Annotated in this window: 19 protein-coding genes and 1 pseudogene; 15 read left to right on the top strand and 5 right to left on the bottom strand. The window is 61.5% G+C overall.

Translation table 11 applies throughout. The annotated features are described in order from the left end of the window. Positions 1-166: 166 nt before the first annotated feature. Together QZ648_RS21065 and queC are read left to right on the top strand one after the other, a co-directional pair. Entirely contained in the window at positions 167-652 is a 486-nt protein-coding gene (locus QZ648_RS21065) for a phasin family protein (protein ID WP_291998205.1), read from the top strand. A 129-nt stretch (positions 653-781) separates the two neighbouring features. After that, the gene (gene queC, locus QZ648_RS21070) at positions 782-1,480 is read left to right on the top strand and encodes a 7-cyano-7-deazaguanine synthase QueC (RefSeq protein WP_169066628.1); all 699 of its coding nucleotides are present in this window, start codon (positions 782-784) and stop codon (positions 1,478-1,480) included. A 44-nt stretch (positions 1,481-1,524) separates the two neighbouring features. Here queC and QZ648_RS21075 read toward each other — a convergent pair whose 3' ends face one another. Continuing rightward, on the bottom strand, positions 1,525-2,820 hold the full coding sequence (locus QZ648_RS21075; RefSeq protein WP_291998206.1) for a hemolysin family protein: 1,296 nt from the start codon (positions 2,818-2,820) through the stop codon (positions 1,525-1,527). 595 nt (positions 2,821-3,415) lie between these two features. Here QZ648_RS21075 and QZ648_RS21080 point away from each other — a divergent pair. Further along, a complete protein-coding gene (locus QZ648_RS21080; RefSeq protein WP_291998207.1) occupies positions 3,416-4,165 on the top strand; it encodes a transglycosylase SLT domain-containing protein in 750 nt (249 codons plus the stop codon). 23 nt (positions 4,166-4,188) lie between these two features. Here QZ648_RS21080 and plsB read toward each other — a convergent pair whose 3' ends face one another. Both plsB and fusA read right to left on the bottom strand, forming a co-directional pair. Then, a complete protein-coding gene (gene plsB / locus QZ648_RS21085) occupies positions 4,189-6,687 on the bottom strand; it encodes a glycerol-3-phosphate 1-O-acyltransferase PlsB (RefSeq protein WP_169066630.1) in 2,499 nt (832 codons plus the stop codon). Positions 6,688-6,724: 37 nt separating this feature from the next. After that, positions 6,725-8,773 (bottom strand): elongation factor G, encoded by a 2,049-nt coding sequence (fusA, locus tag QZ648_RS21090; RefSeq protein WP_291998208.1) that lies wholly within the window; start codon positions 8,771-8,773, stop codon positions 6,725-6,727. 325 nt (positions 8,774-9,098) lie between these two features. Here fusA and QZ648_RS21095 point away from each other — a divergent pair. The 11 genes and pseudogenes from QZ648_RS21095 to nudB all read left to right on the top strand — a co-directional run. Then, positions 9,099-10,550 (top strand): annotated as a pseudogene (locus tag QZ648_RS21095) (phosphate acyltransferase); the annotation flags it as partial. A 706-nt stretch (positions 10,551-11,256) separates the two neighbouring features. Beyond that, positions 11,257-11,394: a phosphate acyltransferase gene (locus QZ648_RS21100; RefSeq protein WP_291998209.1), complete on the top strand. Its 138-nt coding sequence runs from the start codon at positions 11,257-11,259 to the stop codon at positions 11,392-11,394. A gap of 282 nt (positions 11,395-11,676) precedes the next feature. Then, on the top strand, positions 11,677-13,392 hold the full coding sequence (gene pilB / locus QZ648_RS21105; RefSeq protein WP_291998210.1) for a type IV-A pilus assembly ATPase PilB: 1,716 nt from the start codon (positions 11,677-11,679) through the stop codon (positions 13,390-13,392). 14 nt (positions 13,393-13,406) lie between these two features. Further along, positions 13,407-14,645, top strand: a complete 1,239-nt coding sequence (locus QZ648_RS21110; RefSeq protein WP_169066555.1) for a type II secretion system F family protein — start codon at positions 13,407-13,409, stop codon at positions 14,643-14,645. Then, positions 14,645-15,505: an A24 family peptidase gene (locus tag QZ648_RS21115; RefSeq protein WP_291998211.1), complete on the top strand. Its 861-nt coding sequence runs from the start codon at positions 14,645-14,647 to the stop codon at positions 15,503-15,505. Before QZ648_RS21110 ends, QZ648_RS21115 begins: the two co-directional genes overlap by 1 nt. Positions 15,506-15,622: 117 nt before the next feature. Beyond that, positions 15,623-15,997: an FmdB family zinc ribbon protein gene (locus tag QZ648_RS21120; protein WP_291998212.1), complete on the top strand. Its 375-nt coding sequence runs from the start codon at positions 15,623-15,625 to the stop codon at positions 15,995-15,997. Next, positions 15,994-16,659 (top strand): DUF502 domain-containing protein, encoded by a 666-nt coding sequence (locus tag QZ648_RS21125; RefSeq protein ID WP_169066557.1) that lies wholly within the window; start codon positions 15,994-15,996, stop codon positions 16,657-16,659. Before QZ648_RS21120 ends, QZ648_RS21125 begins: the two co-directional genes overlap by 4 nt. Before the next feature lie 21 nt (positions 16,660-16,680). Further along, positions 16,681-18,483 (top strand): aspartate--tRNA ligase, encoded by a 1,803-nt coding sequence (aspS, locus tag QZ648_RS21130; RefSeq protein ID WP_169066558.1) that lies wholly within the window; start codon positions 16,681-16,683, stop codon positions 18,481-18,483. Between the two features lie 71 nt (positions 18,484-18,554). Then, complete coding sequence (locus QZ648_RS21135; RefSeq protein WP_291998402.1) at positions 18,555-18,908, top strand: ribonuclease domain-containing protein; 354 nt, start codon at positions 18,555-18,557, stop codon at positions 18,906-18,908. A 22-nt stretch (positions 18,909-18,930) separates the two neighbouring features. After that, the gene (locus QZ648_RS21140) at positions 18,931-19,374 is read left to right on the top strand and encodes a barstar family protein (protein WP_169066560.1); all 444 of its coding nucleotides are present in this window, start codon (positions 18,931-18,933) and stop codon (positions 19,372-19,374) included. Then, positions 19,371-19,826: a dihydroneopterin triphosphate diphosphatase gene (nudB, locus tag QZ648_RS21145; RefSeq protein WP_169066561.1), complete on the top strand. Its 456-nt coding sequence runs from the start codon at positions 19,371-19,373 to the stop codon at positions 19,824-19,826. The genes QZ648_RS21140 and nudB overlap by 4 nt, the downstream gene beginning before the upstream one ends. On the opposite strand, the gene QZ648_RS21150 is transcribed toward nudB, so the two are convergent. After that, positions 19,789-20,010 carry a cysteine-rich CWC family protein gene (locus tag QZ648_RS21150; protein ID WP_291998213.1) on the bottom strand — a complete coding sequence of 74 codons (222 nt, stop codon included), beginning with the start codon at positions 20,008-20,010 and terminating at the stop codon, positions 19,789-19,791. The genes nudB and QZ648_RS21150 overlap by 38 nt on opposite strands. 485 nt (positions 20,011-20,495) lie before the next feature. Between QZ648_RS21150 and rpoH the strand changes: the two genes are divergently transcribed. Next, a complete protein-coding gene (gene rpoH / locus QZ648_RS21155) occupies positions 20,496-21,356 on the top strand; it encodes an RNA polymerase sigma factor RpoH (protein ID WP_169066563.1) in 861 nt (286 codons plus the stop codon). 141 nt (positions 21,357-21,497) lie between these two features. Here the strand turns inward: rpoH and QZ648_RS21160 are convergent, their stop codons facing one another. After that, positions 21,498-22,379: a phosphoribulokinase gene (locus QZ648_RS21160; RefSeq protein ID WP_291998214.1), complete on the bottom strand. Its 882-nt coding sequence runs from the start codon at positions 22,377-22,379 to the stop codon at positions 21,498-21,500. Positions 22,380-22,417: the final 38 nt, after the last annotated feature.

Here is a 22,417-nt window from a genome sequence, read left to right on the forward strand (position 1 = left end):
GTAGAGGTAGTGGCTAACGATCATGTCAGTCGAGATACCCCGAATGATGAAAGTCATGACCGTCCCCCCTCTTCCCCCGGCCCTTCTCCCGCAGGTGGAGAAGGGAGGTTCGTGAGTCGCATTCGCGACTTTCACATTAATCGCAGATCGAGCGGAGGACAGAAACATGGCAGACCTTTCTCAACAACTCAGCGACTGGAGCAAGGCAGTCGCCAGCATGGACGTGACCACGAGCAGCGAACAATTGCTCAATATCATGGCCGGCCTGAAAGTGCCCGGCGTCAACATGGACGCCCTGGTAGCCAGCCAGCGCGACAACCTGGAAGCGCTCAACGCCGCCAATCAAGTCGCGCTGGAAGGCATGAAAGCGGTCGGCGCGTGGCAGGCAAAGCTGCTGCAGGAGACGATGCTCGAGTTGAGCGACGCGATCGGCAAACTCTCGCAGTCCGGCTCGCCGCAACAGCTGGTCGCCACCGAGAGCGAACTGGCGAATAAGGCATTCGCGACCGCAGTCAGGCAAATGCAGGAGCTCACACAAATCGTTGTTCAGGCCAATCAGCAGGCGAGTGCTGCGATTGCCAAACGCATTCCGGAAAGCCTCGGTGAAATCAAGGATGTGTTTAAACTGCCCGAAGGGCCAGCGAAATTGTGATCGTGAGCAGCACCGCGAGCCCTTCGCCAAGCAAAGCGATGCATTGCGAACTTCACCCTCCCCATATTTCGCGCTGCCACGCGCGAAAGACACACCATCCACGCCGGAAAGCGGTATATTTTCGCCCCCATGCATACGCCACCTGACTCAAACGGCCAGCGTGCCGTCGTTCTTCTCTCCGGCGGGCTCGATTCGGCAACGACCTTGGCCATCGCCCGGGCTGCCGGTTTCGAATGCCATTGCCTGTCGGTCGACTACGGCCAGCGTCATCGTGCCGAACTGCACGCGGCGGCAGCAGTTGCTGCGGCACTCGGGGCCGCCGAACACCGCGTCGTCAGCCTGTCTCTGGATATCTTCGGCGGCTCGGCGCTGACCGACATGGCGATCGACATCCCGGTCGACGGCGTTCAGCCGGGGATACCGGTGACCTACGTCCCGGCGCGCAACACCATCATGCTCTCGCTGGCGCTGGCCTGGGCCGAGGTGCTGGAGAGCTCCGACATTTTCGTCGGCGTCAATGCCGTCGATTACTCGGGCTATCCTGATTGCCGCCCGGAATACATCGCAGCTTTCGAGAGCATGGCCCGGCTGGCAACCAAGGCTGCCGTCGAAGGCACCGGGCTGCACCTGCACGCGCCGCTGATCAACCTCGGCAAGGCGCAGATCATCCAGCTCGGCGCCGAACTCGGCGTCGACTACGCGCTCACCGTTTCCTGCTACCAGGCGGATTCGGCAGGTCGCGCCTGCGCGATCTGCGATTCGTGTCGGCTGCGGCAAGCCGGTTTTGCCGCCGCCGCGGTGCCTGATCCGACGCGCTACGCCGCCTGATCGCTGCCCACCAGGGAAGCCGGACAGGCTCCGGCCAACAACCCTTATTCGACGGGAATCGTGCGTGCAATCAATACCTTGTCGACTCGATTGTGATCCATGTCGACGACCTCGAAGCGCAGCTCGGCGAACTCGAAATGCTCGGCGGCCTCGGGAATGTGACCGAGGACGTACATGATGAAACCGCCGAGCGTGTGGAAGGCGTTCTCGTCCTCCCCCGGCAGTTCGCTGGCGATGTCGAGAACGCCGCGCAGTCGCTCGAGGGTGACAAGCCCGTCGACCAGCCACGAGCCGTCTTCGCGCACGACGATATCCTGCTCCTCGGGAGAGTCCAGGGCCGGCAGGTCGCCGACAATGGATGTCAGCACGTCGGTAAGAGTCACCAGACCCTGCAGTTCGCCGTATTCGTCGACCATCAGCGCGCACTGCTGCCGTGCCCGACGGAAGGTTTCCAGCAACTGCGTCGTGTTCACGCTCGCCGGCACGTACAGCGGCGGCCGAATGATGTCCTCGATGGCCAGTGGCGCACCGGAGAGCGCGCCTTTCAGCAAATCGCTGGTGCGCAGGACGCCGACGAGGTTATCGAGGCCGTCGCGACAGACAAGCACGCGTTTGAAGGGGCTGGCGGCGAGGCGGTCGCGGATTTCCACTTCGCCATCGTTCAGATCAATCAGATAGAGATCTTTGCGGTGGGTCATGATCTCGCCGACGCGCTGCTGGTCGAGGCGCAGGACATTGGCAACAATCTCCTGTTCGCTGGCGTGGAAGACGCCCGCCCGGGCACCCTGACCCATCAGGATCTTGATTTCATCGTCGCTGACCGAAGAGTCCAGCGACTGGCGCGCACCGAGCAGGCGCAAGAGCAGACTGGACGACGACGAAAGCAGCCACACCAGCGGGCGAGCCAACAGCGAAAGCAGATTCATCGGCGGCGCGATCAGTGACGCGATGCGCTCCGGCGCGAGCAGACCAAGACGCTTGGGGACCAGTTCGCCGACGACGACCGCAAAGTAGGTTACGCCGCAGACGACCAGCGTCAGCGAGATGGGCCGGGCGTAAGGCGCCAGCGACGGGATCGTCGTCAGCCAGTCGCCGAGCGGCGCCGCCAGGGTCGCATCGCCGATAGCGCCGCTGAGGATGCCGACCGTGGTAATGCCGACCTGAACGGTCGACAGAAAGATCGACGGCTCATGATTCAGCGCCAGTGCCGAGCGAGCGCCAGGCTGGCCGTCATCGGCGAGCTTTTGCAAGCGTGACTGACGTGAAGACACGACGGCAATTTCCGACATCGCCAGAATACCGTTGAGCAGAATCAGAAAGAAGAGTAGTGCGATATCCATTGATGTAGGCAGTAGAGCTTGGCAGTCGCTCTGGTTAACGGGAGTTGTCGGCATTATATCGACCCTCGAGCTTGTTGAACGCTGCTGAGGAGCGCCTGCAGCACGGCGGCGCCTCATGCTGCGCCGCCGCAAAATCCGCACCCCGTTGTTTTTTTGCAACACTTTCGCACAGGGCCAGACGGCCAGAATCAATACCGCAATCGTCGCCCAGAGACAGCGGCGAATCGCCCTAGGTGCAAGGCTTTCGGGATAGCAGAGTTGGTCTTTCCGGGTGGCCGGCCCACTGCCTGTCGGCTGGCGGCCGGCGGCACTTGCCGCAGAGGCTCCGGCGCGGCGGCTTGACCACAGCCCCGAAACTCAATAGAGTCCGCCTCGAGTTGATTCGAAGCAGGCAAGTTACAGCCCACGGCTGTGACGTCACAGGGCACTTTCAGCGGCCCAGCCTGCTTTCCGCCCCTTTGCTGCAGCGCACCACCCTGCAGCGAGACCCGGCCTCAGGGTACCTGTTTCCCCCAAGTTCGAGGCTTTGCACCCATCTTTAGTTGTCACCGTCGGGTAGTAGTACTGGCGCGACGACTACAGTGAAGGAGAGAGCATGTCCGCCACTATTTCGCTCAAGAGCAAAAGGCCGCGTCGTAGCGACGCCACCTTGAGTTTCATTCAACACGGCCTGATCATCGTTGGTCTGATGCTGGCCCTGGGTAGCTTCAAAGCAGCTTTCGGCAGCAGCACCGGCAGCGATAATTTTCCTGCAGCGGTCCTTGAACCATCCTTGATGGCCCAGGAAGAGGCATCGCTTGTCGCCGCAGCAGAGGCATCAGCCGTCGTTGCAGCCGCTCCACCGCCAGAGTTGCAGGCGAAAGCCGTCGAACCCGCTCCCGAAGAGCTGCGGCCGTCGCTGAAGCACGCCCTCGACTATGTTTCGCGCCGCTACCGTGTGGCCCCCGAGGCGCTGGTGCCGATCTTCGAGACCGCGCAAAGTATCGGCCGCGAGGTCCGCCTCGATCCGCTGCTGATCATCGCCATTATCGGTATCGAATCGCGCTTCAACCCCTTCGCCGAAAGCGCGGTTGGTGCCCAGGGCCTGATGCAGGTAATGCCTCAATTCCACAAGGACAAGCTGCCGGACGACGCGGGCGAGGAACCCTTCCTGGACCCGGTCACCAACATCCAGGTCGGCGTCCATGTCCTGGACGAGGCGATCCGCTGGCGTGGCAGCCTGACTGGCGGCCTGCAGCACTATGGTGGCGCACCGACGGACCCGGCAACCGGCTACGCAAAGAAAGTCTTTGCCGAAAAGAAGCGTCTCGAAAAAGCCGTGCGCACGGGCAGCTCGCAGGCCTGAGTCGGTTCTTGGCGAGGCTTCGCTCACGAGGCCACTGAGAGAGACTCGGCACCAGCTTCGGTAACGCCGGCGCCCGCCATGCGCCGGATCGTCTGGCTGGCCTCGGCCGAGAGCAGCAACTCGGCATCGGCCAGCGGCGTCATCAGACGGTGGTCAAAGTGCATGAAGCCACCCTCGTCCTCGCAGAGGAACTCGGCTTCGATCAACGCGGCGATGAATGCCGAGAAGCTGACCTTTTCCGCGAACTCTGGCGAATTGACCACGTAAAGCAGCGTTAGCCGCTGCCCCAGGCGATGGCAGCTCTCCTCCAGCGCCTGGCGCGTCAGCCGACCACTGCCCTGCTGCTCGAGCAAGGCCAGCGTCAGGAAATGCCGTTCCAGCATCGGCCGGATGCTTTCGCCGAGCAGGTGCAGTTCGGCAAATTCCTGACTGATGGGCTCCGGCGCCGCCAGGCTGCCCGATACTTCGCTGCGCAGCAGAAGACCGCGACCAATCAACACCCGTATCACGGCCTCGCTGGCCGCCGGCAATTCGGCGGGCGACCAGCGCAGGAAAAGCTCAGCGCGAAGCAGGGCGTAAATGCCACTCACCGCCTGTGCCACGCGCGCACCGTCGAGACGGCGGTTGTGGCTCAGCAGGCAGGCGATCACCGCCGGCAGAGCGAACAGATGCAGGACGTTGTTACGAAAGTAGGCAAGCAATGGCGCCTGCTTGTCAGACACCCGAATCAGATCTCCGAGGGGATCGGCAAAACGTTCGACGACCGCCAGTCGCTCGGCGTAGGCCACCACCTCGTTGGCGTCGAGCTTGCAGGCGATGCTGGTCGGGGCATAGCTGGCTTCGCTGAACAAAGCCTGGTAATGCGCGATCATCCGCTGCAGGGCCAGTTCATCGGCGCTGCGCCTGGGTGTCGCCAAGAGCGTCAGGGCGATCAAATTCACTGGATTGAGCACTGCCGCCGCGTTGATGCGCCTGGCAAGTTCGGCGGCCGCGTGGCGGCTGGCCGCGCGCGACCATGGCGAAGGGCAGTCGCCAGCCTGGTCGCGCCAGCCGGCGTGCTGCGCGTCGAGAAAGTTGGCCAGGGCCAGCGGTTCGCCCAGGCTGACATGGACCTTGCCAAATTCCCGCTTGATGGTGCGCATGCTTTTCAGAAGGCCCCATAGCGATTCACGCTGCTTGGCTTTGCCAGCCAGTTCACGAACATAGCTGTGCCCTTCGAGCAGTTTTTCGTAGCCGACATACACCGGCACGAAGAGCAGCGGCCGGCTGTGCTCACGAATGAAACTATGCACGCTCATGCCGAGAATGCCGGCCTTGGGCATCAACATCCGTCCACTCCGACTCCGCCCACCCTCGATGAAGTATTCCAGCGGGAAGCCACGGGCAAGCATCAGGTGCAGGTACTCATCGAACACAGCCGCATACAGTGGCTCACCCTTGAAACTACGGCGCAGGAAGAAGGCACCGCAGCGGCGCAGCAGGGAACCGACGATCGGCAGATTGAGGTTGGCACCAGCAGCGATATGCGGCGGCGTCAGGCCGTTGCGGCGGATCAGGTAGGACAGCAGCAGGTAGTCGATATGGCTGCGGTGACAGGGAACGTAGATGATTTCCTGCCCTGGTGCGATGCGCGTCAGGGCAGCGAAATTATGCGTCTCGATGCCGTCGTAGAGCCGCTTCCACAACCAGCTCAGAAACAGCTCGAGGGCCCGAATAGCGCCGTGCGAGTAGTCGGAGGCAATCTCGCGAGCGAAGCTGGCGGCACGCGCTCTCGCTTCCTCCGGCGAGAGCGCGTGCGTTGCGGCTTCGCGGGTGATCGCCGCACGCACGCGCTCGCCAGCGAGCACGGCATCCACCTGCGTGTTGCGATGCGACAGATCGGGTCCGATGGCCATCTCGCGCTGACGACGAAAATGGACACGCAAGACCCGTGACAGCTTGCGTCGCGCCTGCTCCTCGTCGAGCCCGCCTTGCACCAGATCGCGCAGCGAGATCGGCGGGTTGTAGCGCACCAGAACCTGGCGACCGTGCAGCACGATTGCCAGCAGCTGTCGCCACGCGCCTGGCGGGCGCCAGGTCTCGGAGAAAAGAGCCTTGATGATCGAGTCCTGCTTGCCGGGAGAGCGCCCCCAGAGGATGACCACCGGCAGTAACTGCACGTCGAACTGCGGGTCGGCGATTGTCGTGCCTATCAAATTGGCGAGGAGCGCCGAGTGCCGGGGCGCGTCGCGCTCGCTGACGGCAAGACGGCGGTCACGATTGAGGAAAAAGAATGAGCGCGGCTGCCGCTGTCCGCCGCTGTCGAGCGACGCCTCGGCGCGTGGCAAGCCAGCGCGCCGAGACTCTTCGAAGAGCACCAGCAGGTTCGAAAAGTGGCGGTCCTGCAGGACGTAGCAGACCGGCTTCATCGGATCGAGCGGCAATTCCTGCATCTTCGCCGGGAAAACCGAGGTTCGTACCCAGAGATACAGCAGCCGGCGTGCCAGGCGGAGAAACCAGTCGGCGAGCTTGACCGCCTTCATCACGACGGCCTGGCTCCTCCTCGCTCGTCGCCGACCACTACTCCTCGTCGTCCACCTTGTGCTGCGCGACGAGTTCCTGCTGCGTGGCCGGCGGCACCTGCGCGTAATGCGAGAAGCTGATGCTGTACGAGCCTTGCCCGGCAGTCAGCGATTTCAGGCGCGACTGGTAAGCGTCCAGTTCGGCCAGCGGCACCTGCCCGGTGATGGCCATCACTCCCGGCCCACGCGGCTGCGTGCCGGTGAGGTGGCCGCGCTTGCTGGAAAGGTCGCCGGTGAGATCGCCGGTCATCGCCTCAGGTGCGAGAATTTCAATCTCGACCACCGGCTCGAGAACGATCGGCTTGGCGGCGCGAATCGCTTCGATCGTTGCTTTGCGACCGGCGGTCTGGAATGCGATGTCCTTGCCGTCGACCGGGTGCGACTTGCCGTCATGGACGGTGACCCGCAGGTCCTGCACCTCGAAACCGGCGACGACGCCGTCGGCCAGTGCCTGGCGGACGCCTTTCTCGACCGAAGCCATGAAGACACCCGGAATGACACCCCCCTTGACGACATCGACAAACTCGAAACCTGCGCCGCGCTCGAGGGGTTCGACGCGCAGCGCCACTTCGCCAAACTGACCGGCACCGCCACTCTGCTTCTTGTGCCGGCAGTGCCCTTCGGCGGCAGCGGTAATCGCTTCACGATAGGCGATCCGCGGCGGTGCGGTGTCGAGGTCCAGTTTGTACTGCTGCGCCAGCCGCGTCAGCTTGGCGCGCAAGTGCATTTCGCCGATGCCGCGAATCACCGTTTCGTTGGTCGTCGCCTGGCGTTCGATCTTGAAGCAGGGGTCTTCGATCTCGAGCTTGCGCAGGATCTCGAACAGGCGCTGCTCGTCGGCCTTGCGTACGGCGGTCACCGCCAGGCCCTGCATCGGCTGCGGGAACTCGAGCGGTTTGAGGTGGATATGGTCTTCGTCATGCGAATCATGCAGTACGCAGTCGAACTCGATTTCATCGACCTTGGCCACTGCGCCGAGGTCGCCAGGCAGCAGTGATTCGGCTTCGAGGTACTCCTTGCCCTGCAGGCGATAGATGTGTCCGACCTTGAACGGACGCTTGCCATCGCCGACAAAGAGCTGCGAATCCTTGCGAATGGTGCCCTGATGAACACGGAAAACGCCGACTTTGCCAATGAAAGGGTCGCTGACGATCTTGAAGACATGCGCCAGAACGTGCTTTTCCGGGTCCGGTTCGGCCTGGAAAGCTTCCGTCGGCCCGCCCAGCTCGCCGCGATAGAACGGTGGCGGATTGCCCTCGGCCGGACTGGGTGCCAGTTGCGCCAGAGCGTCGAGCAGCTGCGGGATGCCGGCGCCAGTTTTCGCCGAAACAAAGAGGATCGGAACCAGGTGGCCCGAACGCAGCGCTTTCTCGAAAGGCAGGTGCAATTCGTCGGGGCTCGGATCGATGCCTTCGTCCAGATAGCGGGCGAGCAGGTCCTCGTCTTCCTCAACGATTTGATCGATCAAGGCGCGATGCGCTGCAGCCACCGATTCGAAATCGCTCTCGCCGCTATCGTGGCCGAGCAATTCGACGACTTCTGCGCCCTGTTTGACCGGTAGGTCGAGCAACATGCACTCACGCCCGAAGCGCTCGCGAATCTCGCCAAGCAGCGCCGGCAGGTCGACATTGTCGGCGTCGATCTTGTTGATGACGATCATCCGGCAGACGCCACGAGCGGCTGCCAGCTGCATCATCTTTTCAGTCGATAGCTCGATACCGTTTTGCGCATTGATCACCACCAACGCCGTGTCGACGGCGGCCAGGGCGCTGATTGCCTGCCCGGCAAAGTCCGGGAAGCCTGGCGTATCGATCAGATGCACATACACGTCCCGCCACGAAAAACCCGCCAGCGCCGCATTCAGCGAGTGGCCGAATTCCTTTTCCTGGGGGTCAAAATCACAAACGGTGTTGCCTTTCTCGACGCTGCCGCGGCTGCTGATCGCGCCAGCGGCAGCGAGCAGGCTTTCGGCTAGCGTCGTCTTGCCGGCAGCGCCGTGGCCGACAAGAGCGACAGCACGCAGCATACTGGTGGTGGTTTGGCCCATTGATCATCTCCCATTCAAGTCGAACGCACGCCGCAGCTCCCCATCTAGCCACATGGCATGTCAGGCCGCACGTGCTGATATCATTTTACCCCCGCTGCGAGCCTAACGCGTGCTGCTTGCGGCCAGCTTCGGGAATGCCGTCGACAAATTGCCGTGCGCGCTCCCGCCGTCGCCAACTCGTCCTCTGCCCGGCGATCAGCTGCTGGCAGGCGGCGGCCCGAACAACTCGAACATAAGCGGAGGCAAAGCGTCCTTTTTGTGTAAACCGCGTCAGTCGGCTAAAGTGACGCGCTTCGTTTTTATGAACACCGCGTCAGGAGAAAAAATGGAAAATGATCTGCGCCAGGCCGACCTTCGCGAGGCCGCTCTCGAATATCACCGCGAGCCGACACCGGGAAAGATAGCTGTTCAGCCGACCAAAGGACTTAACAACCAGCTCGACCTGGCACTCGCCTATTCTCCTGGCGTCGCCTTCGCCTGCCAGGCCATCGTCGATGAACCCGGCTCGGCCAGCCTGTACACCTCGCGCGCCAACCTCGTCGGAGTGATCACCAACGGTACGGCCGTGCTTGGCCTGGGCAATATCGGCCCGCTGGCGGCGAAGCCGGTGATGGAAGGCAAGGGCTGCCTGTTCAAGAAATTCGCCGGCATCGATGTCTTCGACATCGAATTGGCGGAAAGAGATCCCGACAAGCTGATCGACATGATCGCCGCGATGGAGCCAACCCTGGGCGGCATCAACCTGGAGGATATCAAAGCCCCGGAGTGCTTCTATATCGAGGCCAAGCTCAAGGAGCGCATGTCGATCCCGGTCTTTCACGACGACCAGCATGGCACGGCGATCATTTCGTCGGCCGCGATCCTCAACGCGCTCAAGGTGACCGGCAAGAAAATCGCCGAAGTGACGGTCGTTTGCTCCGGAGCAGGGGCGGCGGCAATTTCCTGCCTCAACCTGTGGTGCGATCTTGGCGTGCGTCGCGAGAACATTCTCGTCTGTGATTCGAAAGGCGTGATCTACGCCGGCCGCGACGCCAACATGGAGCCCACCAAGGCGCGTTATGCGCGTGACACCAACTGCCGCACTCTCGGCGAAGCGCTTGCCGGGGCCGACGTTTTCCTCGGACTCTCGGCAGCGGGCATTCTCGAAGCCGAGATGCTCACCAACATGGCCAAGGATCCGATTGTCTTCGCGCTCGCCAATCCGACCCCGGAAATCATGCCCGAACTGGCGCGGAAAGTGCGCCCGGACGTGCTCATCGCCACCGGCCGCTCGGACTATGCGAACCAGGTCAACAACGTCCTCTGTTTTCCCTTCATTTTCCGTGGTGCGCTCGACGTCGGCGCAACGGGTATCAACGAGCAGATGAAGATGGCCTGCGTCAAAGCCCTGGCAGCGATGGCGCAGGAAGAGGTGAGCGACGAAGTGGCCATGGCCTACCCTGGCCAGGAGTTGGCTTTTGGCCGCGACTATCTGATCCCCAAGCCGTTCGATCCGCGTTTGATTACCATCATCGCCCCGGCGGTTGCCCAGGCGGCGATGAATTCGGGAGTGGCCACCCGACCGATCGCCGACATGGAGGCTTACCGCGAGAAGCTGCGTGAGTTCGTCTATCAAAGTGGTGTCGGCATGCGCGCGGTGTTCTCGGCCGCCAAGCGCAGCAGCGAAACGCGCATCGTCTATTGCGATGGCGAAGACGAACGCATGCTGCGCGCGGCCCAGACGATCATCAATGAAGGGCTGACGCGCCCGATCCTGATTGGTCGCCCGGAAGTCATCGCGGCGGTCGTCGGTGGTGTGGGTGGGGCGGGGGCGGGTGGGGGCGTGGGGACGGGGTCATACCCTGAGTATGGTCCACTACTCTTGCACAGGAGGGAAGGGGTTGGGTGCGGGGGGTCGAGGGAAAGGAGAGAGGAAGTGAGGAACACACAAAGAGACACAATATAAACGAGAACAGTAAGGACAAATACAGGTGAAAAACGTTGGGGGAAAGAGAGTACAAAAAAGAGATGAAGAAACAAACCAGTAGAGCATGAGTTATCCTAGACTATAGAAAGCTGGAGTATCGAGATCCTACACACTTGCGAAAACAAAGGGAACACGGCGAAAGATCAAAGGAATATCCAGCCGCGCGAACACCATGGGTGCGGAATACGTGTCCTACTCATCCGCGGCTGATACTAGAGACGCACTACAACTCCAACCAGGAAAGAAGAGAAGGCTGCGCCGAAGGTTCGAGCGACGCCCCGGAATACTCCCCGCATTCAGGCCTACAAAGTCACCCACCGCGGGTTCGCCCAGCAAAGTCCCAGGCGTGATCGTCCGCGCCAAGCGCCGGATCTGGAGATTGACGGCGAGATGCACGGCGAAAGCGCCATCTCACGAGCATCCGCGAACCCTCGGACCCGCAGTCGCACTGAGCGGCGAGGCGAATACTGGTGATGCCCAACCTTGATGCGCCAACATTTCCTACAACCTGCTCAAGATGAGGGGGGCGACGAATTGCGTCGGCCCGATCTGCTCGGGCGCGGCGCGCCCGGTGCATGTACTGGCAGCGACGTCGACGGTTCGTCGAGTGGTGGACATGAGCGCCCTGATCGTCGTCGAGGCAGCAAGCGAGTAAGCGTCGCAGTTCATCCGGCGACGGCAATTGCCAACCGTCGCCCATTGAACGCTTGAATAGATGATTGATTGAATCATTGAATGCGCCGAATGGGCGCGCTCCAGCGCGTTCCGCGCAGTCGCTGCAGCGACACGCTCCGCGAGCGGCCCTGGGGCCGGAATGCTCGCCGAAAAGGAGCTCCTTTACAAACACGCCGAGTCAATGCATGATCGGGAAGGCTAATAACTCGGCATAGCCGGGACCTGATGGTTCAAAACGCATTACAAGGTCCTATCGCGAACAATGGCAGCCAATCCGCAAAACTCCCCGCTCAGCGGCCTCGCCCGGGCGCTGGTACAAGCTGGTCGGCTCACGGAAGCCGAGGCCGAGTCCTTGCTCGCACATTCGGCTGCCAGCCGCACCTCGCTGATCGAACAGATAGTCAACGCCAACAAGGCGACCTTCCTAGACCTGGCGCGTTTTGCCGCCGAGAAGTTCGGCTACCCCTTGCTCGATCTGTCCGCCTTCGACGACACACAGATCCAGAAGAGCGCGATTGACCGCAAGCTGATCGCCAGCCATCGCGTCGTGCCCCTGCACAAGCGCGGCAACCGCCTGGCAATAGCCATCGCCGACCCCACCAATCTGCGCGCGCTTGATGAAATCCGCTTCCAGACCGGCTTGGCGGTGGACCCGGTAATCGTCGAAGAAAACAAGCTCGCCCCCCTGGTCGCCAAACTCTCGGAGTCGGTCGAAGACAGCCTGAAGAGCTTTACCAGCGAGGACATTGACCTCGAGTTTACTGACGAGAAGACACAGGAGAAAACCGACGATGCCTCAGCCGTCGAGGTCGACGACGCGCCGGTCGTCCGCTTCATTCAGAAAATGATGCTCGATGCGATCAACGACGGGGCCTCCGACATCCATTTCGAACCGTATGAAAAGAGCTATCGCATCCGCTTTCGTACGGACGGCATCTTGCGCGAAGTGGCGGCGCCACCGCTGGTCATCAAGGACAAGATTGCTTCGCGGATCAAGGTCATTTCGCGCCTGAACATTGCCGAGAAACGCGTTCCCCAGGATGGTCGGATGCGTCTGGTGCTGTCCAAGAGTCGAGCCATCGACTTCCGGGTCAGTACCTTGCCGACGATGTACGGCGAAAAGATCGTCTTGCGGATTCTCGACCCGGCCAGCGCCAGCCTCGGGATCGATGCGCTGGGATACGAGCCCGAGCAGAAAGAACTGTTGCTCGACGCCATCAACCGACCCTACGGCATGATCCTGGTCACTGGACCGACGGGTTCCGGAAAAACCGTTTCGCTCTATACCTGCCTCAACATTCTCAACAAGGCCGGGGTCAACATCGCCACCGCCGAAGACCCGGCCGAAATACCACTGCCAGGAATCAACCAGGTCAACGTCGATGACAAAGCCGGGCTCACCTTCCCGGTGGCGCTCAAGGCCTTTCTCCGGCAGGATCCGGACATCATCATGGTCGGCGAAATCCGCGACATCGAAACGGCGGAAATCGCGATCAAGGCAGCGCAAACCGGGCACATCGTCTTGTCGACCTTGCACACCAATGATGCGCCGGGAACGCTGACTCGCCTGATGAACATGGGCATTCCGACCTTTAACCTGGCCTCGAGCATTCTGCTGATCACCGCGCAGCGCCTGGTGCGCCGGCTGTGCACCTGCAAGAAGCCGCTCGACACACCGGTCGAGACCTTGCTCAACGCCGGCTTCCTGGAAAGCGATCTGGATGGCACCTGGACGCTCTACGGTCCGGGCGAGTGCGAACGCTGCAAGGGGAGTGGCTACAAGGGACGGGTAGGGCTCTACGAGGTGATGCCGGTCACTGAAGCGATTCAACGCATTGTCATGGCCAACGGCACGGAGCATGACGTGGCAGACCAGGCCAGACAGGAAGGCGTCAATGATTTGCGTCGCTCCGGGCTGCTGAAGGTCAAGCAAGGGCTCACCTCTCTCGACGAAATTCTCGGCAGCACCAACGCTTGAAGAGGAGGAAATAGATGGCCACCGCTGCGAAACGCACCCGAAGAGCCGAGCCGGAAGTCAAAGAATACGTCTTTCTCTGGGAAGGTAAAAACAAGACTGGCAAGGTCGTCCGCGGCGAGCAACGCGCCAACAGCCAGAACGTCGTGCGCGCGACGCTGCGACGGCAGGGAATTCTCGTCAGCAAGGTCTCCAAGCAGCGCTTCAAGGGTGGACGTCAAGTCACCGAAAAGGACATCGCGCTGTTCACGCGGCAATTGGCAACGATGATGAAAGCCGGCGTGCCGCTGCTGCAGACTTTTGAAATCGTCGGCCGCGGACACGACAACCCGGCGGTCGGCAAACTGCTCCTGGACATCAAGTCCGACGTCGAGACCGGAAGTTCGCTGTCGCAAGCCTTCCGCAAATATCCGCTGCATTTCGACCAGTTGTACTGCAATCTGGTCGCTGCCGGTGAGCAGGCCGGCATTCTCGAAACGCTCCTCGACCGACTGGCGACCTACAAGGAGAAAATGATCGCCATCAAGTCCAAGATCAAGGCCGCACTGTTCTACCCGGTAGCGATCATCGTCGTCGCGTTCGTCATCACCGCAGTGATCATGATCTTCGTGATTCCGGCTTTCAAGGAAGTCTTCAAGAGCTTCGGTGCCGACCTGCCGACGCCAACACTGGTGGTAATCGCCATATCGGACGTCTTCATCGAGTATTGGTGGGCCATTTTCGGCGGTATCGGTGGCAGCGTCTTTGCCTTCTTCTACACCTGGAAACGTTCGGAGAAGATGCAGATGGCTTTCGACCGCCTGTTCCTCCGTTTGCCTGTTTTCGGCGACATCATCCGCAAGTCGGTCATCGCCCGCTGGACACGTACCCTGGCCACCATGTTCGCGGCCGGCGTCCCCCTTGTCGAGTCGCTGGAATCGGTAGGTGGCGCAGCCGGGAACTACGTTTACAAGGTCGGCACCCGGCAGATCCAGAGCGAGGTCAGCACCGGCACCAGCCTCACTTCGGCGATGCAGAACTCGGCGCTTTTCCCGAATATGGTGAATCAGATGGTCGCCATCGGTGAAGAGTCCGGCGCCCTCGATTCAATGCTCGGCAAGGTTGCCGACTTCTTCGAGGCCGAGGTTGACGACGCGGTCGAGGCGCTGTCCAGCCTCATGGAACCGATCATCATGGTCGTTCTCGGGGTGCTGATCGGTGGCATGGTGATTGCCATGTATCTGCCGATCTTCAAACTGGGCGCGGTCGTCGGATAGTGCTCGACCTCGTCCCTGCTGACCTGCCCCCGGCCCTCTTCGCGCTGATCTGCGGAGTGCTCGGGCTGCTGGTTGGCAGCTTTCTCAATGTCGTCATTCACCGCTTGCCGACGATGATGGAGCGCGAGTGGCGCAACCACTGCGCCGAACTATGCGGTGACGAGGCACCGCAACACGAGCCGTTGTCACTGGCCAGGCCCGGCTCGCGCTGTCCCGCGTGTGGGCATGCGATTACCGCGCTCGAGAACATTCCGCTACTGAGCTGGCTGTTTCTGCGCGGCCGCTGCTCGGCGTGCGCAGCTCCGATCTCGCTACGCTACCCACTGGTCGAAGCGATCAGCGGCCTGTTGTGTGCCTTTGCTGCGTTTCATTTCGGCTATGGCTGGACAAGCCTGGCGGCCATGCTGCTGATCTGGGGCCTCATCGCCCTGACCTGCATCGACTTCGACAGCCAGCTGTTGCCGGATGCGATCACGCTGCCCCTGCTTTGGGCCGGCCTGCTTGTCAATCTTTTTGGCACTTTCGCCGACCTGCAAGCGGCGGTCATCGGGGCGATGTGCGGCTATCTTGCCCTGTGGTCTGTGTATTGGGCGTTCAAATTGACCACCGGCAAGGAGGGCATGGGCTACGGTGACTTCAAGCTACTCGCCGCCCTCGGCGCCTGGCTCGGCTGGGAGATGCTGCCCCTGACCATCCTGCTCTCGTCACTGCTGGGCGCAGTGGTCGGTATCGCACTGATCGTGATTGCCAAGCGCGGGCGCAGCGTGCCCATTCCCTTTGGCCCCTACCTGGCGATGGCCGGCTTGCTGGCGCTGTTCTGGGGAAAGCCACTGACGCGCGCCTACCTGAGCTTGCTGTAGCCTTTCCGGCTGGCAACTGGAGCCCCCGCAGCCGCGGCGGAGACGGGTAAACGATACCGGGGTTCGCGTATAATCGTGCCTTTTCGGGCGCTATCCTGCGCCTTTTGAGGGTTCGTCATGCCGATTTACGCCTATCGCTGCGAAACTTGCGGTTTCGAAAACGATCACCTGCAAAAACTGAGTGACCCGGCCTTGAGTATCTGCCCGGAATGTGAACAGGCGACCTATACGAAGCAGGTAACGGCGGCCGGCTTTCAGTTGAAAGGCAACGGCTGGTATGTGACCGATTTCAAGGGTGGCAACAAGGCCCCGTCGACAACCACAGGCCCCGAAAACAAGCACAGCTCGCCAACCGGTACGGAAAATACGACGAGCTCAACGGCGCAGGCCAGCGCTTCAAGCAGTTCAACGAGCTCGACCAAAACAACGACTTCGGCCGACAGTACGCCCGCCAGTGCGAAGAGCACGGCGGCTGTTAAAGACAAGGGATGAAGCGGTATTTCATCACCGGACTGCTGATCTGGGTGCCATTGGCGATCACAGCCTGGGTGTTGGTGCTGATCGTCGGCACCATGGACCAATCGATGCGCCTGCTGCCGACGGCGATCCAGCCGCGCACTCTGCTCGGCTTCGACATCCCGGGTGCCGGCGCGATACTGACCCTGCTGATCATCATCACCACCGGCTTGCTGGCCGCCAACTTCATCGGCCAACAGCTGGTGCGCTGGTGGGAACATCTGCTGGCGCGCATTCCGGTCGTCAATTCGATCTACAACAGCGTCAAGCAGGTTTCCGACACCCTATTCTCGTCATCCGGAAACGCTTTTCGCAAAGCGCTGCTGGTCGAGTACCCGCGTCGCGGAGCCTGGACGATCGCCTTCCTGACGGGCAGACCGGGCGCTGATCTGCTTCGCCACCTCGACGGTGACTTTGTCAGCGTGTACGTGCCGACGACCCCCAACCCGACCTCCGGCTTCTTCCTGATGCTGCCGAGAACAGACGTCATCGAACTGGAGATGAGCGTCGATACGGCGCTGAAGTACGTCATTTCCATGGGCGTCGTCGCGCCACCGTCCACGCACTCGAAAAAATCGGCAGCTTCGAAACCATCGGCGGCCGCCGTCGCGCCGCCCATCGACCCCACCATAACCTGATATCAGCAACCCGGAAACAGCATGCGAACCCATTACTGCGGACAAGTCAATTCACAGCTCATCGGCCAGGAAGTGAGGCTTTGCGGCTGGGCGCATCGGCGGCGAGACCACGGCGGCGTCATCTTTGTCGACCTGCGCGACCGCGAGGGCCTGGCTCAGATCGTCTGCGACCCGGATCGCCCGGAAATGTTCGCGACCGCCGAAGGGGTGCGCAACGAGTTCTGCCTGCGCATTACGGGCAAGGTTCGCGCCCGTCCCGAAGGAACGGTGAACGCCAACATCGCCAGTGGTGAAGTCGAGATTCTCTGTCATAAGATGGAGATTCTCAACGCTTCGGCGACGCCGCCGTTTCAGCTTGACGAAGAGAACCTGTCGGAAAGTATCCGCCTGCAGCACCGGGTAATCGACCTGCGCCGTCCGCAGATGCAGAAGAACATGCGCTTGCGCTACCAAACGGCGCGCGCCTTTCGCCGCTTCCTCGACGACGCCGGCTTCATGGACATCGAAACGCCGATGCTCACCAAGAGCACCCCGGAAGGAGCGCGCGACTATCTGGTACCGTCACGCGTTCATCCGGGGCAGTTCTTCGCCCTGCCACAATCGCCACAACTGTTCAAGCAACTGCTGATGGTCGCCGGCTTCGACCGCTATTACCAGATCGTCAAGTGCTTTCGCGACGAGGACTTGCGCGCCGACCGGCAGCCGGAGTTCACGCAGATCGATATCGAGACATCGTTCATGGCCGAGGACGAAATTGTCGCGCTCATGGAGAAGCTGATCCGGGCGGTATTCCGCGAAGTGCTGGCCGTCGAGTTGCCCAACCCCTTTCCCCGCCTGAGCTACGGCGAGGCGATGAATCGTTACGGTTCGGACAAGCCGGATCTGCGCGTCACTCTCGAACTCGTCGAAGTCACCGACGCGCTCAAGGACGTTTCCTTCAAGGTCTTTGCCGGCGTCGCCAACAGCGCGGGCGGGCGCATTGCCGCCTTGCGTGTTCCTGGTGGTGCCACGCTGACACGTGGCGAGATCGACGCCTATACCCAGTTCGTCGGTATCTACGGTGCTCGCGGCCTGGCCTACATCAAGGTAAATGATGTCACGCAGCTCAACGAGACCGGGCTGCAATCGCCGATCGTCAAGAATCTGCATGCCGTTGCGCTGCAGACCATCGTTGAGCGCACCGGCGCACAGTCCGGCGATCTGATTTTCTTCGGCGCCGACAAGAGCAAGGTCGTCAATGACGCGCTGGGCGCACTGCGCGTCAAGATCGGTCACGAAAAGGGCTTCCTGAACCCTAACCCCTGGGAGCCGGTGTGGATCGTGGACTTCCCGATGTTCGACTTCGACGAAGCCGAACGACGCTGGAGCGCCTGCCACCACCCCTTCACCAGCCCCAAAGACGGCCACCTCGACCGCCTGCAGAGCGACCCGGGCAACTGCCTGGCGAAAGCTTACGACCTGGCACTGAACGGTTCGGAACTGGGTGGCGGCTCGGTGCGTATCCACCAGGCCGAGGTGCAGGAGAGAGTCTTCAAGGTGCTCGGTATTAGCGACGAGGAAGCGCAACTCAAGTTTGGCTTCCTGCTCGATGCACTCAAGTACGGTGCGCCACCGCACGGTGGCCTGGCCTTCGGCCTCGATCGCATCGTCGCCATGATGGCCGGCGCCGAGTCGATCCGCGACGTGATCGCTTTTCCGAAAACCCAGCGCGCGCAGTGTCTGCTCACCGACGCGCCAAACAGCGTCGACGAGAAACAGCTGCGCGAACTGCATATCCGCCTGCGCCAGAAAGTCGAAACGCAGGTCGAGGTCGGCAAGGGCTAGCAGCCGTGCTACGCGCCACCGCTTCTTTTCGGCTGCTACTGGGTACGGTGGCGCTGCTCGCGCTGCTGGCAGTGCTCGGCCTCTTGGGCGCGAGCACTGCCACGGCACGCGAAAGCGTGCCCCTCAACAGCGTCGCACTGGCCGAGCTGCCTGCCGAAGCGCGGCAAACCCTGCAATTGATCAAGCAAGGCGGACCCTTCCCGTATGTACCCAAGGACGGCAGCGTCTTCGGCAATTTCGAGAAGCGCCTCCCCTTGCAGCCACGCGCTTACTATCGGGAATACACGGTACCGACTCCGGGTCGCCGCGACCGCGGACCGCGACGCATTGTCGCCGGAGCGGGCAGCGGTGGTGATGTCGCCACCTCCGGCGAGTACTACTACACCGGCGATCACTACCGCAGCTTCCGCCGAATCCGCGAATAGTTACCAATAGCCACCATCTGCCATGACTCAGAAGAATCTGCAAGCGCTGTTGGAGGATGCACGCCAGGCCGGCATCTACGCTCTGCCGCATGGCGATCGTCTGGCCCTCAGAGACGCGGCCGAGGCAGCCGGCTTTGCCTGTTTCGAGGCCGATCTCGGCGACTGCGACCGGATCGAGGCGGTACTTACCCAGCTCGGCCGCCAGTTCGGCTTCCCCGAATGGTACGGCAGCAACTTCGACGCTCTGAAAGATTGCCTGAGCGATATCTCCTGGCGCGAAGAACCCGGCTATCTATTGATCCTGTCGCGAGCTGACACCCTGCAGTTCGCGAACGCAGACGCTTTCCGGACGCTCAACGACGTCTTTGCCGCCGTGATTGATGCATGGCGTGCGCAAGACGTCCCGATGTGGGTTGTCTACGACTGCCAGACCGACGGCCTGGCGACTCTTCCGACCCTGGAATGACTGCCTACAAGCAACCGATATCGGTCCTGGTCGTGGTCCATACCCCGCAACTGCAGGTGCTGCTGCTTGAACGTGCTGCGCATGCCGGCTACTGGCAGTCAGTCACCGGCAGCCAGGAAGCGGGCGAGGCGCTGCTCGACACGGCACGGCGTGAACTTGCCGAAGAGACCGGCATCCGCACCTCTCCAGGCGAGCTGCAGGACTGGCAGGTGAGCAATCGCTACGAGATTTTTGCCGAGTGGCGGCATCGTTACGCACCGGGCGTACTGTACAACACCGAGCATGTCTTCTCGCTGCAGGTAGCGGCCGTGCAAGCGGTCAGCCTCGCTCCCGGCGAGCATCTCGACTACTGCTGGCTGCCCTGGCGAGAGGCTGCCGCAAAATGCTTCTCCTGGAGCAACCGCGACGCGCTGCTCATGCTCCCGGAGAGGGCTTCCCTGGCGAAGCGCTGACGCGCTGCGCCAGGCAGCCCGGGCAATAGCAACTGCCACCCACCTCCGGCGCGAAGGAAAGCGGCGCTGTGTCGGCTTTCTCCATGCACCAGCAAGTGGCAAGACCAGCCGCCACAGCGCAGACGAAGGACATGCCGCAAGCTGGGCAGGTGCTCGCCAGCGGCTTTTCAGGGACCTTCGACATGGCCTTCCTTGCTCTCCAGTTTCACTCTCATGGGCGCCGCGGCAAAGCGACACGCCTTGCCGTGCCCAAGCGCCAAGATCCCGGGCAGCCGTAGTCTATCCTGGCGCTGGGCAGCACGCCAGGCGAAAGGATGGCGAACGGCGAATTTTTCTGCCCATTTTCCGACTGCCGCGCGGACGATGCGCGCAAGCACCGGATCCAGCTCCCGAGCCAACACGTCCCACTCGGCACTCCGATAGGGCGCGAAAAGCGACGACGGCGTACGCTAGGCAATCGCCACTTTGCCGTCGCGGCCGCTCCTGGAGAGCGAACGGGGCAGCAAGCACGGCTATCGCAGCAGCAGCATCACGGACGGTGAAGCCATCAATGCTCCGCGGCTCTGCGGCTCATCATCCGGACGAACTTTCTCTGCTTTTAGCACTCTCAAGCCGCGAGTGCTAAAATACAATTGTTAGAAAGTAAACAGCAAGGAGGAGTCCATCCAAATGACACAAGCGTTGGCTTTACCCACGATCTCCGCCGTCGGCAGCATTGACGCGTATATCCAGGCGGCCAGACAGTTTCCCATGCTGACCGAGGAGCAGGAGTTCGGTCTGGCGACACGCTTCCGCGACGAAGGCGATCTCGGCGCTGCGCGCCAGTTGATTCTTTCACACCTTCGTCTGGTGATTTCCGTTTCTCGCGGCTACCTGGGTTATGGCCTGCCGCATGCGGATTTGATCCAGGAGGGCAATATCGGGCTGATGAAAGCCGTCAAGCGCTTTGATCCCGAGCGCGGCGTTCGGCTGGTTTCCTTTGCCATCCACTGGATCAAGGCCGAGATTCATGAGTACGTCCTCAGGAACTGGCGGATGGTGAAGCTGGCAACGACCAAGGCGCAGCGCAAACTGTTTTTCAACCTGCGCAGCATGAAAGCCAACCGTGACACGCTCGGCCCGGCTCAGGTCGCCGATATCGCCCAGCGCCTGAACGTCAAAGCCGACGAGGTCATGGAAATGGACACTCGCCTGTCGGGTCACGACACGGCCTTTGACGCGCAGGCTGACGATGACGAGGCCTTTGTTCCCGCGGCGTATCTGGCCGACAACTCCAGCGAACCGGTACATATTCTCGAAGGCCGCGCCCGCGAGCGACTGTACAGCGACGGCCTCCAGAATGCCCTGGGCAGTCTCGACCCACGCAGCCGCAGGATCGTCGAAGCGCGTTGGCTGACGGAAGAAAACCCGGCAACCTTGCACGATCTCGCAGGCGAGTTCTCGGTTTCCGCAGAACGGATTCGCCAAATCGAAGTCAAGGCGATGCAGAAAATGCGCGCCAATCTAGCGCCGCTGGTGGCCATCACCTGAGTCGCGAAGGCGACTTTCCCGCTAAGCACTAAGCAAAGCCGGCATTGCCGGCTTTTTTCTTGTGCCGCCCCGATTGTAAACATGCTCCCTGCCCGTCAAACCATGCCGGCAAGCAAACCGGAAGACACACCTTTCCTGCGCTCATTTTTGGCGCACACGGCGCTTCTTGTCCATCAACTGCATGATCATCGGCGTGAAAATGATCTGCATCGCCAGCCCCATCTTGCCGCCCGGGCAGACAATGATGTTCGGGCGCGACATGAACGAATCATGCAGCATACTCAGCAGATAAGGGAAATCAATGCCATGGGGGCTGGCAAAGCGGATCACCAGCATGCTCTCGTCGGCCAGTGGAATATCCTGAGCAGTGAAGGGATTCGAGGTATCGACCGTCGGCACGCGCTGGAAATTGACGTGCGTCGTGGAAAACTGCGGGCAGATGTAATTGATGTAGTCGGGCATCCGGCGCAGGATGGTATCCATCACCGCCTCGGTCGAATAGCCCCGCTGCCCCTTGTCGCGATGCAGCTTCTGGATCCACTCCAGGTTGATGATCGGAACCACTCCGACGCACAGGTCGACATGCCGCCCGACGTCGACCGTGTCGGTCCTGGCGGCGCCATGCAGACCTTCGTAGAACAGCAGATCGGTGCCCGCCGGCAGTTCGCTCCACTCGGTAAAACTTCCCGGCGGCGCACCATAGCGCTCGGCTTCGCCTTCATCGTGCACATAGTGGCGGCTCGTGCCGCTGCCGCTCTCACCGTATTGGCGGAACAAGTTTTCGAGCTCTGCGAGCAGATTGGCTTCCGGTCCGAAGTGACTGAAATGGTGGTCACCGGCGAGCGCTCGCTCGGCCATCTGCGCGCGCATTGCGAGACGGTCGTAACGATGAAAGCTGTCACCCTCGATGATCGCCGCGTTGACTTGCTCGCGTCGAAAAATATGCTGGAAGGCCTTCGTCACCGAAGTAGTGCCGGCGCCCGAAGAACCGGTAATCGCGATGACGGGATTCTTGATCGACATTGGGCATGCCTCCTCAAATTAAGTAATGGATGGTCCGC

The sequence above is a fragment of the Candidatus Accumulibacter sp. ACC012 genome, assembly GCF_907163155.1.
GTDB classification, from domain to species: domain Bacteria; phylum Pseudomonadota; class Gammaproteobacteria; order Burkholderiales; family Rhodocyclaceae; genus Accumulibacter; species Accumulibacter delftensis.

Excerpts from the sequence above, each read along its gene's own strand:
- QZ648_RS21065 (WP_291998205.1), top strand. The coding sequence starts at position 167 with ATGGCAGACCTTTCTCAACAACTCAGCGACTGGAGCAAGGCAGTCGCC.
- queC (WP_169066628.1), top strand. The coding sequence starts at position 782 with ATGCATACGCCACCTGACTCAAACGGCCAGCGTGCCGTCGTTCTTCTC.
- QZ648_RS21075 (WP_291998206.1), bottom strand. The coding sequence starts at position 2,820 with ATGGATATCGCACTACTCTTCTTTCTGATTCTGCTCAACGGTATTCTG.
- QZ648_RS21080 (WP_291998207.1), top strand. The coding sequence starts at position 3,416 with ATGTCCGCCACTATTTCGCTCAAGAGCAAAAGGCCGCGTCGTAGCGAC.
- plsB (WP_169066630.1), bottom strand. The coding sequence starts at position 6,687 with ATGAAGGCGGTCAAGCTCGCCGACTGGTTTCTCCGCCTGGCACGCCGG.
- fusA (WP_291998208.1), bottom strand. The coding sequence starts at position 8,773 with ATGGGCCAAACCACCACCAGTATGCTGCGTGCTGTCGCTCTTGTCGGC.
- QZ648_RS21100 (WP_291998209.1), top strand. The coding sequence starts at position 11,257 with ATGAGGGGGGCGACGAATTGCGTCGGCCCGATCTGCTCGGGCGCGGCG.
- pilB (WP_291998210.1), top strand. The coding sequence starts at position 11,677 with ATGGCAGCCAATCCGCAAAACTCCCCGCTCAGCGGCCTCGCCCGGGCG.
- QZ648_RS21110 (WP_169066555.1), top strand. The coding sequence starts at position 13,407 with ATGGCCACCGCTGCGAAACGCACCCGAAGAGCCGAGCCGGAAGTCAAA.
- QZ648_RS21120 (WP_291998212.1), top strand. The coding sequence starts at position 15,623 with ATGCCGATTTACGCCTATCGCTGCGAAACTTGCGGTTTCGAAAACGAT.
- QZ648_RS21125 (WP_169066557.1), top strand. The coding sequence starts at position 15,994 with ATGAAGCGGTATTTCATCACCGGACTGCTGATCTGGGTGCCATTGGCG.
- aspS (WP_169066558.1), top strand. The coding sequence starts at position 16,681 with ATGCGAACCCATTACTGCGGACAAGTCAATTCACAGCTCATCGGCCAG.
- QZ648_RS21140 (WP_169066560.1), top strand. The coding sequence starts at position 18,931 with ATGACTCAGAAGAATCTGCAAGCGCTGTTGGAGGATGCACGCCAGGCC.
- nudB (WP_169066561.1), top strand. The coding sequence starts at position 19,371 with ATGACTGCCTACAAGCAACCGATATCGGTCCTGGTCGTGGTCCATACC.
- QZ648_RS21150 (WP_291998213.1), bottom strand. The coding sequence starts at position 20,010 with ATGTCGAAGGTCCCTGAAAAGCCGCTGGCGAGCACCTGCCCAGCTTGC.
- rpoH (WP_169066563.1), top strand. The coding sequence starts at position 20,496 with ATGACACAAGCGTTGGCTTTACCCACGATCTCCGCCGTCGGCAGCATT.
- QZ648_RS21160 (WP_291998214.1), bottom strand. The coding sequence starts at position 22,379 with ATGTCGATCAAGAATCCCGTCATCGCGATTACCGGTTCTTCGGGCGCC.